Genomic DNA, 15,202 nt, shown 5'->3' with positions numbered 1-15,202 from the left:
GCCGGGCATCAGCCGCGGGCGCGCTCTTCCAGGATGGCGACGGCCGGCAGGGTCTTGCCTTCCAGGAATTCGAGGAAGGCACCACCACCGGTGGAGATGTAGCTGATGCGATCGGCCAGGTTGTACTTGTCGATCGCGGCCAGGGTGTCGCCACCACCGGCGATGGAGAACGCATTGCTCTCGGCAATGGCCTCGCCCAGGGCCTTGGTACCGGCGGCGAACTGGTCGAACTCGAACACGCCGACCGGGCCGTTCCAGACGATGGTGCCGGCGTTGCGCAGGGCCTCGGCGTAGGTCGCCGCGGTCTCGGGGCCGACGTCGAAGATCATGTCGTCATCGGCCACGGCATCGACAGACTTGGTCTCGGCCGAGGTCGACTCGGAGAATTCCTTGCCCACGGTCACGTCGGTCGGTACCGGGATCTCGCCGCCCTTGGCGCGGGCGGCCTCCATCAGGCGCTTGGACTCGTCGACCAGATCGGCCTCGTACAGCGACTTGCCAACACCGTGGCCCTGGGCCGCGATGAAGGTGTTGGCGATACCGCCGCCGACGATCAGCTGATCCACCACGCTGGACAGCGACTCCAGCACGGTCAGCTTGGTCGAGACCTTGGAGCCGCCGACGATGGCCACCAGCGGGCGCTTCGGGGTCTCCAGGGCCTTGCCCAGGGCTTCGAGTTCCTTGGCCAGCAGCGGCCCGGCGCAGGCCTGCGGGGCAAACTTCGCCACGCCATGGGTCGAGGCCTGGGCGCGGTGGGCCGTACCGAAGGCATCCATCACGAACACGTCGCACAGGGCCGCGTACTTCTTCGCCAGCGCCTCGTCGTCCTTCTTCTCGCCCGCATTGAAGCGGACGTTTTCGAGCAGGATGACCTCGCCCGGCTTGGCGTCCACGCCGTCGAGGTAGTCCCGCAACAGACGCACCTCGCGGCCCAGCAGACCGGCCATGTGCTCGGCGACCGGGGCCAGGGAATCCTCTTCGGAGAACTCGCCCTCGGTCGGGCGGCCCAGGTGCGACATCAGCATCACCGCGGCGCCGGCGTCCAGCGCCTTCTGCACGGTCTCCAGGCTCGCACGGATACGCGCGTCGGAGGTGACCTTGCCGCCTTTCACCGGCACGTTCAGGTCCTGGCGCACCAGCACACGGCGGCCATTCAGGTCGAGATCGGTCATCTTGATGACAGACATGGGAGTACCTCTCGAAATTCGGTTGAAAAGAAAAAGGCTTCGGGCGAGCCCCGTTTGGGGCTCGCCCCAGGCCTCTGGTCCCCGGTCAACCCGGGGCAAGGAAAACGGCCGGGCCCGCGAGGACCCGGCCGTCAGGCCTTACTTGGCGACGTGCTCCACCATGCGCAGCATGTTGCAGGTGTAGCCGTACTCGTTGTCGTACCAGGCCACGACCTTCACGAAGGTCGGATCCAGCTGGATGCCGGCGCCGGCATCGAACACGGACGGGGCGGTGTAGCCACGGAAGTCCGTGGAGACCACCAGCTCGTCGGTGTATCCCAGCACGCCCTTCAGCTCGCCCTCGGAGGCCTTCTTCATGGCCGCGCAGACGTCGTCGTACTTGGCGTCGCCGTTGAGTTCCACGGTCAGGTCGACCACGGAGACGTCGGAGGTCGGCACACGGAAGGCCATGCCGGTCAGCTTGCCGTTCAGTTCCGGCAGCACCTTGCCCACGGCCTTGGCCGCACCGGTGGAGGACGGGATGATGTTCTCCAGGATGCCGCGGCCGCCGCGCCAGTCCTTCATGGACGGGCCGTCAACGGTCTTCTGGGTCGCGGTGGCGGCGTGCACGGTGGTCATCAGGCCACGCTTGATGCCCCAGGTGTCATTCAGCACCTTGGCCACCGGGGCCAGGGCGTTGGTGGTGCAGGAGGCGGCTGAGACCATGTTCTGGCCCGCGTAGTCACCGTGGTTCACACCATAGACGAACATCGGGGTGTCGTCCTTGGACGGCGCGGACATCACGACCTTCTTGGCGCCGGCGTCCAGGTGCTTCTGGGCGGTCTCGGCGGTCAGGAACAGGCCGGTGGACTCGATCACGATGTCGGCGTTGATGTCGCCCCACTTCAGCGCGGCCGGGTCCTTCTCGGCGGTCAGGCGGATGCGGTTGCCATTCACCACCAGGTGGTCGCCGTCGACGCTGATGTCGCCCTCGAAGCGGCCGTGCACGGAGTCGTAGCGCAGCATGTAGGCCAGGTACTCCGGATCCAGCAGGTCGTTGATACCGACCACCTGGAGGTTCGGGAAGTCCTTGGCGATGGCGCGGAAGGCCATGCGGCCGATACGACCGAAGCCGTTAATACCAACCTTGATCGACATAGGATGTCTCCTCTCTTTCTTGCTTATGCGAAATCGATGCGGACGTAAGCTTAGCCGTTCAGCACGTCACGGGCGATCTGGGCAACGTTCTCCGGCTTGAAGCCGAAGTAGTCGAACAGGGCGCCACCCGGGGCCGACTCGCCGAAGCGATCCATGCCGAACACGGCGCCGTCCAGACCGGTGAACTTGTACCAGCCCGCGGTGGCGCCAGCCTCGACGGCCACGCGCTTGCGCACGGCGGCCGGCAGCACGGCCTCCCGGTAGGCGGGGTCCTGTTGCTCGAACAGCTCGACGCAGGGCATGGAGACGACACGCGCCTTCTTGCCTTCGCCAGCGAGTTCCTCGGCCGCCTTGACCGCCAGCTCGACCTCGGAGCCGGTCGCGATGAAGATCAGGTCCGGGGTGCCGTCGCAGTCCTTCAGGATGTAGCCACCGCGCGCGATGTTGGCGAGCTGTTCGCCATCACGCTCCATGTGCGGCAGGCCCTGACGCGAAAGGATGAACGCGGAGGGGCCATCGGTGCGCTCGATACCGGCCTTCCAGGCCACGGCGGTCTCGACCGCGTCGCAGGGGCGCCAGACGTTCAGGTTGGGGATCAGGCGCAGGCTCGGGGTCTGCTCGATCGGCTGGTGGGTCGGGCCATCTTCGCCCAGACCGATGGAGTCATGGGTCAGCACATACATCACGCGCTGCTTCATCAGCGCGGACATGCGGATGCCGTTGCGGGCATAGTCGGAGAAGATCAGGAAGGTACCGCCGTACGGGATGAAGCCGCCGTGCAGGGCGATGCCGTTCATGATCGCGGCCATGCCGAACTCGCGCACGCCGTAGTAGACGTAGTTGCCCGCGGCATCGTCCTTGCTGACGCCCTTTGAGCCGGAATACATGGTCAGGTTGGAGCCGGCCAGGTCGGCGGAGCCGCCCAGCAGTTCCGGGACGGCCGGGGCCATGCCGGCGATCGCGTTTTGCGAGGCCTTGCGCGAGGCGACCTTCTCGGCCTTCTCGACGGCTTCCTTGATGTAGGCGTTGGCCTTTTCGCTCCAGTCGGACGGCAGGTCACCGGCCATGCGGCGTTCGAATTCGGCGGCCAGTTCCGGGTGCGCCTGCTTGTAGGCGGCAAAACGCTCCTTCCACTCGGCCTCGACCTTGGAACCCTTGTCCTTCGCGCTCCAGCCTTCGTAGATGTCGTTCGGGATCTCGAACGGGGCGTGGTTCCAGCCCAGCTCCTTTCGGGTCAGCGCGATTTCGTCGTCACCCAGGGCGGCGCCGTGGCACTCTTCCTTGCCGGACTTGTTCGGCGAACCGAAGCCGATCACGGTGCGGCAGCAGATCAGGCTCGGCTTGCCGGTTTCCTTGCGCGCCTCTTCGATCGCGGCCTTGACTGCATCGGCGTCATGGCCATCGACACCGCGCACCACGTGCCAGCCGTAGGCCTCGAAGCGGCCCGGGGTGTCGTCCGTGAACCAGCCCTCGACCTCGCCGTCGATGGAGATGCCGTTGTCATCCCAGAAGGCGACCAGTTTGCCCAGGCCGAGGGTGCCGGCCAGCGCGCAGGTCTCGTGGGAGATCCCTTCCATCATGCAGCCGTCGCCGAGGAAGGCGTAGGTGTGGTGGTCGACGATGTCGTGTCCGGGCTGATTGAAGTGCGCGGCCATCATCTTCTCGGCCAGCGCCATGCCCACCGCGTTGGAGATCCCCTGGCCCAGCGGCCCGGTGGTGGTCTCCACGCCCGGGGTGTAGCCGTATTCCGGGTGACCCGGGGTCTTGGAGTGCAACTGACGGAATTGCTTGAGCTCGTCCATCGGGAGCTCGTAGCCGGTCAGGTGCAGCAGCGAGTAGACCAGCATGGAGCCGTGGCCGTTGGACATCACGAAGCGGTCGCGATCGGGCCAGTGCGGGTTCGCCGGGTTGTGCTGCATGTAGTCGTTCCACAGCACTTCGGCGATGTCCGCCATCCCCATCGGGGCGCCCGGGTGGCCGGAATTGGCCTTCTGGACGGCGTCCATCGACAGGGCGCGAATGGCATTGGCAAGCTCTCTACGGGTCGGCATGCTGAACTCCTGCTCTTTCGAAATAGTGTTGGGTTCGGCTGGCGGCGATCAGCGGCGCGGGGCGCCAGCGGCGGCCAGACCCGGACAGGTCGACCGATCGAGGGCACACAGATCCTGCCGGCGCTCAAAGACACGGAATGGCCCGAGCAGCCCCAGCAAAGGCGATGCATTTTGGCCACTTTCCGCGATCGGGGCAAGTCGGTGCCAGGGCGCACCAGAACGCGGTCTCGACGGGATTCGCGCGCCCCGGGGCCCCACAAACACCGGGAGGGGGGCTTAGAAAATCTCGTCGAGTTGCGTTACAGTACGGGTCGTTTTGCGCAAAACTAAATCGAAACGACCCACAAAGGAACGCCTAATGTCCAACGATTACATCTTCACCTCGGAATCGGTTTCCGCGGGCCATCCCGACAAGATGGCCGACCTGGTCTCCGACACCATCGTCGACGCCATCATCGAGCAGGACCCGCATGCGCGTATCGCCTGCGAGACCGCCACCAAGACCGGCATGGTCATGCTGCTGGGCGAGATCACCACCGGCGCGCAGATCGACTACGAAAAGCTGGTGCGCGAGACCGTCTGCGAGATCGGCTATAACGATTCCGACGTCGGCTTCGACGGCAAGACCTGCGCCGTGCTGAACGTGCTGGGTGAACAGTCCCAGGACATCGCCATGGGTGTGGACCGCGACGTCTCCGACCGCGCCACCCAGGGCGCCGGTGACCAGGGCCTGATGTTCGGCTACGCCGCGCGCGAAACCGATACGCTGATGCCCGCCCCGATCTTCTACGCCCACAAGATGGTGCGCATCCAGTCCGAACTGATGAAGAGCGGCAAGCTGCCGTGGCTGCGCCCGGACGCCAAGTCCCAGGTCTCGCTGCGCTATGAAGACGGCAAGCCGGCCGGCCTGGACGCGGTGGTCCTGTCCACCCAGCACAGCCCGGACATCTCGCAGAAGGACCTGAAGGAAGCGATCTACGAAGAGATCTTCAAGAAGGTGCTGCCGAACGAATGGCTGAGCCAGGTCTCGGATGACAAGATCCACATCAACCCGACCGGCAAGTTCGAGATCGGGGGCCCGGTGGGTGACGCCGGCCTGACCGGCCGCAAGATTATCGTCGACACCTACGGCGGCATGGCCCGTCACGGTGGTGGCGCGTTCTCCGGCAAGGACCCGTCCAAGGTGGACCGTTCCGCTGCCTACGCCGGCCGCTACGTGGCCAAGAACATCGTCGCCGCCGGCCTGGCCGACAAGTGCGAGATCCAGGTCTCCTACGCCATCGGCGTGGCCGAGCCGACCTCGATCACCGTCGACACCTTCGGCACCGGCAAGGTCGACGATCGCAAGATCGAAGGCTTCGTGCGCGAAGTGTTTGATCTGCGCCCGTGGGGCCTGATCCAGATGATGGATCTGCTGCGCCCGATCTACAAGGCGACCGCCGCCTATGGTCACTTCGGCCGCGAAGACGTCGACCTCCCCTGGGAGCGCACCGACAAGGCCGAGGAACTCAAGAAGATGGCGGGCCTCTAAACAGACCCCTATTTGGTAAGCGAAATACCCATCCGGCTGAGGAGCGCTGCAGCGGTTTAACCGTCAGGCTCAGCCGGATGTCCCCCTGAAACGTGAACACGGCGCTCATCCAGATAACCGGAGAAGTTGATCCATGAATGCTGTGATGAACGACAAGAAAACGACCGATTACGTCGTCAAGGACATCAACCTTGCCGAATTCGGCCGCAAGGAAATTGCGATCGCCGAGACCGAAATGCCCGGTCTGATCCAGACCCGCGAAGAGTTCGCGGCCTCCAAGCCGCTGAAGGGCGCCAAGATTGCCGGCTCCCTGCACATGACCATCCAGACCGCGGTGCTGATCCAGACCCTGGAAGCCCTGGGCGCCGACGTGCGCTGGGCCTCGTGCAACATCTACTCCACCCAGGACCACGCCGCGGCCGCGATTGCCGACAACGGCACCCCGGTCTTCGCCGTGAAGGGCGAGACCCTGGAAGAGTACTGGGACTACTGCCACCGCATCTTCGAATTCGACGGCGGCGCCAACATGATCCTGGACGACGGCGGTGACGCCACGCTGCTCCTGCACATCGGTGCCAAGGCCGAGAAGGACCAGTCCGTCATTTCCAACCCGGAGAACGAAGAAGAGATCGCCCTGTTTGCCTCGATCAAGGATCGCCTGGCCAAGCAGCCGAACTGGTACTCCGAGCAGCTCGCCAAGATCAAGGGCGTGACCGAAGAGACCACCACCGGTGTCCATCGCCTGTACCAGATGGCGAAGGACGGCGAGCTGGCCTTCCCGGCGATCAACGTCAACGACTCGGTCACCAAGTCCAAGTTCGACAACCTGTACGGCTGCCGCGAGTCCACCGTGGACTCCATCAAGCGCGCCACCGACGTAATGATCGCGGGCAAGATCGCCGTGGTCGCCGGTTACGGTGACGTCGGCAAGGGTGCCGCCCAGTCGCTGGCCGGCCTCGGTGCCACCGTGTGGATCACCGAGATCGACCCGATCTGCGCCCTGCAGGCCTCGATGGAAGGCTTCCGCGTGGTCACGATGGACGAGGCCGCCGACAAGGCCGAGATCTTCGTTACCGCCACCGGTAACAAGGACGTGATCACCGAAGATCACATGACCCGCATGAAGGATCAGGCCATCGTCTGCAACATCGGTCACTTCGACTCCGAGATCGCCGTGGCCGCGATGCGCAAGTACGAGTGGGAGAACATCAAGCCGCAGGTTGACCACATCATCCTGCCGAACGGCAACCGGATCATCATGCTGGCCGAAGGCCGCCTGGTGAACCTGGGCTGCGGCACCGGCCATCCGAGCTTCGTGATGTCCAACTCCTTCACCAACCAGACCCTGGCCCAGATCGAGCTGTGGACGAAGGGTGACCAGTACGACAAGAACGTCTACGTGCTGCCGAAGCACCTGGACGAGAAGGTCGCGCAGCTGCACCTGAAGAAGCTGGGTGCCAACCTGACCCGTCTGACCGACGAACAGGCCAAGTACCTGGGTCTGCCGGTGGATGGCCCGTTCAAGCCGGAACACTACCGCTACTGATCGGCCAGCCTCACATTTCAATTCGTTGTTAATGTGAACGCCGGGGCGGGCCGCATGTTCGTGCGGTCCGCCTTCTTTTTGTCTGGAGGACAAACATGTCTACCCAAAAACGCGTCTTCAGCGTTGAATTCTTCCCGCCCAAGGACGAGGCCGGGGCCGAACGGCTGGCCAAGGCCCGCAAGCGTCTGGGCGCCCTGAAGCCCGAGTTCTACTCCGTGACCTTTGGTGCCGGCGGCTCGACCCGCGACCGCACCCTGGAAACGGTCAAGGACATCATCAATAAGGACGGCATCCCGGCCGCCCCGCACGTCTCCTGCATCTCCTCGACCAAGACCGAGCTGCACGAGCTGCTGTCGACCTACCGCGACATCGGCGTCAACCGCATTGTCGCGCTGCGCGGCGACCTGCCGTCCGGGACCAAGAACTCCGGCGGCGACTTCCGCTATGCCTCCGAACTGGTCGAGTTCGTGCGCGCCGAGTTCGGCGGCCAGTTCAAGATCGAGGTCGCGGCCTATCCGGAGTTCCATCCGCAGGCCCCGAACGCCGAGAAGGACCTGGAGAACTTCAAGACCAAGGTGGACGCCGGCGCCGACGCCGCGATCACCCAGTACTTCTACAACGTGGATGCCTACGAGGCCTTCATGGAGCGGGTGGAGAAGATGGGCATCACCATCCCGATCATTGTCGGGATCATGCCGATCACCAACTACACCCAGATCGTGCGCTTCTCCGAGATGTGCGGGGCCGAGATCCCGCGCTACATCCGCAAGCGCATGGAGGCCTATGGCGACGACAAGGAGTCGATCCGCAAATTCGGGATCGAGATCGCCACGCGCCTGACCGACGACGTCCTCGACAAGGGCGCACCGGGGATCCACTTCTACTCCATGAACCAGGCCGGTCCGACCGAGACCATCTGGAAGAACCTGGACCTGGACAACCGTCGGTAACGCCCGATGCGCTGCCCCCGGCTTCTGATCAACGACACGGATCTGGCCGCGGGGCAGTCTATTCCCGCGTCGCAGGACCGGCTGCACTACGCCACCAATGTCCTGCGTCTCAAGAACGATGCTGCCTGCCGGGTGTTCGACGGCCAGGGCAACGAATTCCACGCCCGCCTGGAGGTCACCGGACGTCGCTCCGGCACCTTCCACCTGGGCGACCGCGCCGCCGCCCCCACCACACCCGCCCGCCCCATTGAACTGCTCCAGGGTATTGCCCGCGGAGACCACATGGACCTGGCGGTACAGAAGGCGGTGGAGCTGGGTATCAGCGTGATCCGGCCCGTGCTTTGCGAGCGCAGCCGTTCGGCCGCCGCCCACCGAGGGCTGGAGAAGCGCCAGGCCCACTGGGCCGGGATCATCCAGGCTGCGGCCGAACAGTGCGGCCGTAACGAGCTACCACTTCTGGCGCCACCCGCCACACTGGACGAGGCCCTGGACGCCAGCTCACCTGCCCTCGACCTGGTCGCGGACGAGCAGGGGCCGCCCCTGTCCGGGGCACTCGACTCGTTCGGGAAGGGGGGCACATCCGGGCGGGTACGGATACTGATCGGACCCGAGGGGGGACTGACTGACGAGGAACGCATCCAGGCGCGCAACGCCGGGTTTCAACCGGTCGCCATGGGCCCCCGCACCCTGCGCACGGAGACGGCCGCGATCAGCCTTTTGACCCTGGTGCAATGGAAGCTCGGGGACCTCGACGGTGGGGCCGCCCTCACCTAGGGACCAGCACGCTTATACCGCTTCCGGCTGTGAAAGCTCGAGCAGGCGATCCTCGATCGCATCGAGCCGCAACAGGTGGCTGGTCACTCCCGACGCCTTTACCTTCCACGCCCACGGAGAGGCGTCCGCCTCGTCAACGGCATAGATGTTTTGCGGCGTGATGCGCACCGGATGTGGCGTGCCACGTACCTCCAGCGCATAGAATGGCAGTCGGTCCGGTTGGGTAATCGCCTGCATGACCAGCAAGCGGGTAAACCGGCGCTGCGCATCCTCGGCTGGGTGTTCGGGATACAACAGACGGTGGACATTGACCACGGGCACCTGGACGTCCTGCCAGATCAGCGTGGGCTCCAGCCAGGGGATGTCCGCATGCTCGTGATCAGTCTGCACGGCACCTGCCCGGGTGGTGACCTCGAGAAAGGCGCTACGCGGCAACAGGATGGACCCGGTGTCCAGCTGCACGATCACCGATTCGACCGACGGCTCGCGGGTCTCCTCGCTCATGCGGGAACCTCCTCAAGGTGACGCCGGATTTCGTCCAGCAGGTCATTCTCCAGGTACGGCTTGCCCAGATAGCCATTGACGCCCAGCCGCGAGGCGCGTTCGCGATGCTTCGTGCCACTGCGCGACGTGATCATGATAATCGGGACCTGGCTCAGCTCCGGATGATCGCGGACATGGGCGGCGAACTCGAACCCGTCCATGCGCGGCATCTCCACATCCAGCAGGATCAGCTGCGGTCGCCGCTCCTCCAGCATCGTCACGGCATCGAGACCATCGCGGGCCGTGACCACATCGTACCCATGGCGGGCGAGCAGACGCGCGGTAACCTTGCGGATGGTGATCGAGTCATCCACGACCATGATACGCGGGGCACCGGCAATCTCCGTCGGCACGCCCGCCTCGACAGTGCCCGCCGTGGCCGCCGCGAACCGGACCAGCATGCTCAGGTCGAGGATCAGCATGACCGAGCCATCGCCCTGCAGGGTGGCACCAGCGACCCCGGGTATACGGCTCAGTACCGGGCCGACCGATTTCACAACCACTTCCTGGCTCCCCAGCAACCCGTCGATCCGCAACGCCACGCGCTGATCGTCGGCGCGCACCAGCAACAGCGGGAACGCGTGGTCCGGCAGATGGCTGGCACTGGCCTGCGTCTCAACCCCCATCAGGTCACCCAGGGCACGCACGGCGTAGTCCTGACCGGCGTAGGGATAGCTCACATGCCCGTCGCCGCCGGCCACGACCTCTTCGGCATGCGCCCGCACGACGCCCTCCACGGACGCCATGGGCACGGCGAAGATCTCCTCGCCCACCTGCACCAGCAATGCCTGCGAGATCGCCAGCGTAAACGGCAACCGCATGGTAAAGCGCGAGCCTCGTCCGGGCGTCGAATCGATCTCCAGGGTGCCGCCCAGTTGCTTGACGTCGCTGTTCACCACGTCCAGCCCCACCCCGCGACCGGCCACCTGCGACACTTCCGTGGCGGTGGAGAACCCGGACTGCAGGATCAACTGCAGGGCCTGGGCATCGGTAATCTCGGCATCGGCGGTCAGCAGCCCGCGCTCCACGGCGCGCGTGCGGATAGCATGGGCATCGATCCCGGCGCCATCGTCCGTCACTTGCAAGCGGATCTCGCTGCCTGACTGCTCGAGCGACACCACGATCTGGCCCGTTTCCGCCTTGCCGGCCGCGCGACGCGCCTCGCTGTCCTCAATCCCGTGCGCAATTGCATTGCGCAGCAGGTGCTCGAGCGGGGCGACCAGCCGTTCCAGCAATGCGCGGTCGAGCTCGGCCCCCTGCCCGGAAAACTCCACACGGACCGACTTGCCCATGTCGTCGCCGGCCTGGCGTACCACACGCCGCAGACGCGGGGCCATACGCGCGAAGCGCACCATGCGCTGGCGCATCAGCTGGTCCTGGAGATCAGTCCCCACGCGACGCTGCTGCAGCAGGATACCGCCAGCATTCTGCAGCTCGTCACCCACGTCCTGCTTCAGGGCCTCAAGGTCACTGACACTCTCGGCCAGCGCACGCGAGAGCTGCTGAATGCCGGAATAGCGGTCCATCTCCAGCGGATCGAAATCCACCGCCTCATCACCGCTCTCCTTCTCGACCCGGAACAGAATCTGCGCCTCGGTCTCGATCTCGAGCTTGCGCAGCTGCTCGCGCAGGCGAGCGATCGTCCGCTCCAGTTCATCGACCTGACCTTCGACACGACCCACCGTCTGCTCGAAGCGACGATGGAAGGTCGCAAGCTCACCGGCATGATTGACCAGCGCATCCAGCACCTCGGCATCCATGCGTACCTGGTCCTGGATACGGCGTGCATCCATCGGCGCGGGCTGCGCGGCGGTCTCCGGCTCGTCGTCCGGCAGCAGGGCCGCGGGCTCCGCGTCCTCGGCCTCACGGCTGGGGGCCGGCTGGCTCTCGAACTCTTCACCACCACCGGATGCCCAGTCGCGCAAGGCCGGCAGGGTCTCGCTGGCCTCTTCGTTCGTCTGCCAGCTACCGACCCCGCGCTCGACCAGGTGCTGGACATCGGTCAATGCGCGCTCGACCAGCCGGAAGAATCCTTCTCGGGGCTCCAGTCCGGTCTCGGTCTCCACGCCCAAGGCACTTTCCAGGGCATGGGCAATCGCCCCGACCACCTCGAAACCAGCCATCCGGGCACTGCCCTTCAGCGTATGCACCTCGCGCTGGAAGGCATTCTGATCCGGCCCCGGACGGCCGCCGGCCTCGCGCCACGATGCCAGGGCCGCGAACGCGGCCTCCAGGATATCGCGGGCCTCTTCGATGAATACCTCGGCGAACTCCGGATCGATCTCTTCCTCCAGCTCCACCTCCAGCCCGGCATCCGGCTCGCCCGCCAGCCCGGCGTCGCCGGGCTCGGCGCCCACCGCTTCGGCCTCCGCTGGCTCGGGCGTCAAAGGCGTCGCGGACTCGACATCCGGTTGCGGTGGCTCGAGCGCCGATCCGAGCCCATCCGACTGTGGCGGCTCGGAGACCTGCTCGGCAGCATCCTCGTCGGCAGCACGCAGCAACTGCTCGGCGGTCGCATGGTCGAGGAGCTCGTAGACCTCGGGCGACCACTCGGGTGGTGCGTCCGTCTTGACCGGGTCAGGGTGCTCGTCGGCCACTGCATCTGCCACGTAGCGCTCGAGTTCGGCGAGCAGAGTCTGGGCTCGCGCCGCCAGCGGCCACTCCATCTCGCGATGGATGCGCACGATGCGCTCGAACGGTCCGCAAACGGCGTAGATGCCGCGGATGTCGGCCGTTCGGGCACTCCCGTTCAGGGTATGCAGTGCGCGCTCGAGCTCGTGATTCGGCACCCTGTCAGGCCGGCTCCCGGACGCGTCGATCCATTCACGAAGGGTAGCCAGATGGGTGCGGGCCTCGGCCGAGAACACCTGCCAGAGTTGCGGGTCGGTGCCCGCGTCCTCGGGCAGCTCGAGCGCTTCGTCTTTTGTTTCCAGCGCGGATTCCGCAGGGATAGGCGACTCGAGGGCAGCCTCGGGCGCATCCAGCGACACCTCCAGCTCCTGTGCATCCAGGTCCAGCGACTCCGCCGCCTCCAGTTGGTCTTCCGGGGCCTCCGGAATGGGGGCTGCCGGCCATTCGGGTTCGGCAGAGCCAGCAGAGTCCAGGGCCTCCATGCTGCGCGCGAGCTCGGCAAAATCGTCCTCGGCACCGGCCGGCATCTCGGCGGATTCCTCCGCCGGCTCCATCTCGCCGGACAGCAGTGCCTGCAGGCGCAACGCGATATCCAGTACCGGGGTATCCGGGCCGGTATCGTCACGGACTTCTGCCACCAGGCCCGGCAGGACCGCAATTGCATCCTCAAGTGCCTGGATGGTCGCGAAGTCCGCCTCTTGCCCGCCTTCCAGCAGGCGATTCAGGAATGACTCCACGACCCAGGCGAATTCCCCCAGACGCAAGGCCCCCGCCAGGCGACCGGAACCCTTGAGCGTATGGAAGGAACGACGGATCACCGTCAGGGCATCCATGTCGGAGGGCGCGGCCTGCCAGCGCGGGAACTGCTCGCCGAGGCTTTCGATCTCCTCGTCGGCCTCCTCGAGGAAGATATCGAGAATCTCGGGATCGATATCCGGCCCCCGAACCTGCGAGGACAACACGGACTCGTCGTAGTGCAAACGTTCTGCACTCGAGACATGCACCGGCGGGGCCGGAGCGGCTTCGGATACTGCCGCCGGCTCGGGAATATCCTCCTCGGCCTCAGCAAAAACGGCCAGCGGCTCTTCCTGCCCCGTGACCTCCTCAACATCGTCATCCGGTGAAAGCTCTTCCCCGCTTGCACCCAGGGACACATCGGTAAGCGAAACAGGGCGCTCGACCGCATCGCCACCGGAGATCGCGCCCAGACGCTGCAGTGCGGCCACACCCCGCTCATGGACACTATCCAGCTCGCGCCAGGGCTGCCCGGAGGACTCCAGCGCCAGCTCGATCGAGCTCAACACTTCCGCCAGCGCCCCGACCTCGTCCTCACCCAGGTCCCGTGCCGCCAGCCCGGCGTCAGCACGAGCCTCCAGATAGCGGATCAACGGCTGCAACAGGGCCTGCAGGGCCTCGAAACCGCCGATCGACATCGCACCGTCGACCCGCTCCAGCGCGCTGCGGGCCTCGTGCAGCCCGTTATCCGCGCCTTCTCCGGAGAGGTATCCGAGCAAGGTATCGCGCACGCGCCGCACGTCCACCAGGGCCTCCTGGTAGACCGCCGCCGCCAGGTGGCGATCAAAGTCGGCACGCGGGCCGCTGGCCGCACGCCGACGCAGGCCCGATTCGAGCAGCGACTCCAGTGCCAGTAGATGCTCGGCCAATTCCATGTCGACCTGTTCGTCGGATTGCCCGGCCCGCTCCGGCGTCAGGGCCTCCATCAGGGCATCGGTGTGGCGCTGGCCCGCCTCCAGACCGAGCAGACTCAGGGTCGAGCCGATCCGCTCGACCTGTTCGCTCAGGCTGGCCAATTCCTCTTGGCCGCGCTGTTCCGAACGCATCAGCACGTCCAGACGCTCGCGCACCTCGGCCAGGTCGTCTTCCAGGGCGGCGCGCAGATTCTGATAGACCGCCTGGCCGACCCCTCCGCCGTCGTCGCCTTGCAGCGCGTCCAGACCGAACACTTCGCGCACCGCGCGCGCCTGTTCGCCATCGGAACTTGACCCCGCAATGTGGAACAGCAAGGTCTTGATCAGGTCATCCGGGATGGCGTGATCGGGCTCCGAGCCATCGTCGTTCGATTCGCAATGCTCGCTGAGGATGCCCAGGTATCGCCCGAGCTCGCGGTCCACACGCCCGATCAGGCGGCGAATGTCGGTACTGGCCTCGAGGCCCTCGTCCGCGAGCGACTCCAGGATGCCACCGGTAATCCAGAACAGGCGCCGGAGATCCCCCGGGGGGACCATTTCCTCGATCTGCTGTGCCACGGGCTTCAGGCGGCGAGCCGCCGCGATCACATCACCGCGAACCAACTCGAGAAGTTCGCGCTGAAAGCCGCGACGGGCCTCTTGCAGCCGCCGTGCGCGCTCCTCAGGCTGTAGCGCCTCACCACCGGCCCCGACTCGACCGTCGTCCACCACCTGCAGATCCGGCATCAAGGCCGCGACGTCCATCAGCAAGGTGGCGCCCCGCGCTGCACGCAGCTCGTTGAGCAACGGGACCAAGATCATCGGCGAAGGCAGTTCCGAGTCGCCCTCCTGCTCAAGGTAGTCGGGCAACTGCAGCGCGGCGCGCAAGAGCGCCTCGGTTGCCTCCGGGCTGGGCGGCTCGGCTCCCTGCTGCAGATCCATCACCTGCAACATCTCGTCGCAGATCAGGACCACGCTCTCGACCTGCACCATGGTCAGGGTGCCGCGAATCTGCTCCAGTCCCGCGCGGGCCTCATCGAGGCACTCGCTACAGGCAGGGTCCTCGGCATAGCGCCGCAGGGCGTCCTGGAGTTCGACAAAGAGCTTGTCGAGCTCGTCGCGGACCCAATTCAGTGCGCTGGGTGCCATATCTGCGGCCCGGCG

9 protein-coding genes and 1 riboswitch are annotated in these 15,202 nt (G+C 65.7%); of the genes, 4 read left to right on the top strand and 5 right to left on the bottom strand.

The genetic code is table 11. The annotated features are described in order from the left end of the window. Positions 1-8: 8 nt before the first annotated feature. The 3 genes from F579_RS0110170 to tkt form a co-directional block, all read right to left on the bottom strand. Positions 9-1,187, bottom strand: a complete 1,179-nt coding sequence (locus F579_RS0110170) for a phosphoglycerate kinase (RefSeq protein WP_019023319.1) — start codon at positions 1,185-1,187, stop codon at positions 9-11. 138 nt (positions 1,188-1,325) lie between these two features. Next, positions 1,326-2,324: a type I glyceraldehyde-3-phosphate dehydrogenase gene (gap, locus tag F579_RS0110165; RefSeq protein ID WP_012983751.1), complete on the bottom strand. Its 999-nt coding sequence runs from the start codon at positions 2,322-2,324 to the stop codon at positions 1,326-1,328. A gap of 50 nt (positions 2,325-2,374) precedes the next feature. Further along, complete coding sequence (gene tkt, locus F579_RS0110160; RefSeq protein ID WP_019023320.1) at positions 2,375-4,375, bottom strand: transketolase; 2,001 nt, start codon at positions 4,373-4,375, stop codon at positions 2,375-2,377. Positions 4,376-4,733: 358 nt separating this feature from the next. Here tkt and metK point away from each other — a divergent pair, with 358 nt between their 5' ends. From metK to F579_RS0110140, 4 genes are all read left to right on the top strand, one after another. Then, positions 4,734-5,906, top strand: coding sequence for a methionine adenosyltransferase (gene metK / locus F579_RS0110155; protein WP_012983753.1), 1,173 nt, complete (start codon positions 4,734-4,736; stop codon positions 5,904-5,906). 32 nt (positions 5,907-5,938) lie between these two features. Continuing rightward, a riboswitch (S-adenosyl-L-homocysteine riboswitch) is annotated at positions 5,939-6,020 on the top strand. A gap of 19 nt (positions 6,021-6,039) precedes the next feature. After that, a complete protein-coding gene (ahcY, locus tag F579_RS0110150) occupies positions 6,040-7,452 on the top strand; it encodes an adenosylhomocysteinase (RefSeq protein WP_012983754.1) in 1,413 nt (470 codons plus the stop codon). 95 nt (positions 7,453-7,547) lie between these two features. Next, positions 7,548-8,402, top strand: coding sequence for a methylenetetrahydrofolate reductase [NAD(P)H] (gene metF / locus F579_RS0110145; RefSeq protein WP_019023321.1), 855 nt, complete (start codon positions 7,548-7,550; stop codon positions 8,400-8,402). Between the two features lie 6 nt (positions 8,403-8,408). Beyond that, a complete protein-coding gene (locus F579_RS0110140) occupies positions 8,409-9,176 on the top strand; it encodes a 16S rRNA (uracil(1498)-N(3))-methyltransferase (RefSeq protein ID WP_019023322.1) in 768 nt (255 codons plus the stop codon). Between the two features lie 12 nt (positions 9,177-9,188). Here F579_RS0110140 and F579_RS0110135 read toward each other — a convergent pair whose 3' ends face one another. Further along, entirely contained in the window at positions 9,189-9,680 is a 492-nt protein-coding gene (locus F579_RS0110135; RefSeq protein WP_012983757.1) for a hypothetical protein, read from the bottom strand. Continuing rightward, the gene (locus F579_RS0110130; protein ID WP_019023323.1) at positions 9,677-15,187 is read right to left on the bottom strand and encodes an Hpt domain-containing protein; all 5,511 of its coding nucleotides are present in this window, start codon (positions 15,185-15,187) and stop codon (positions 9,677-9,679) included. Before F579_RS0110130 ends, F579_RS0110135 begins: the two co-directional genes overlap by 4 nt. Positions 15,188-15,202: the final 15 nt, after the last annotated feature.

It is taken from the genome of Thioalkalivibrio sp. ALJ21 (assembly GCF_000378605.1).
Lineage (GTDB): Bacteria > Pseudomonadota > Gammaproteobacteria > Ectothiorhodospirales > Ectothiorhodospiraceae > Thioalkalivibrio.
This window is presented reverse-complemented; position numbering and strand designations above follow the sequence as displayed.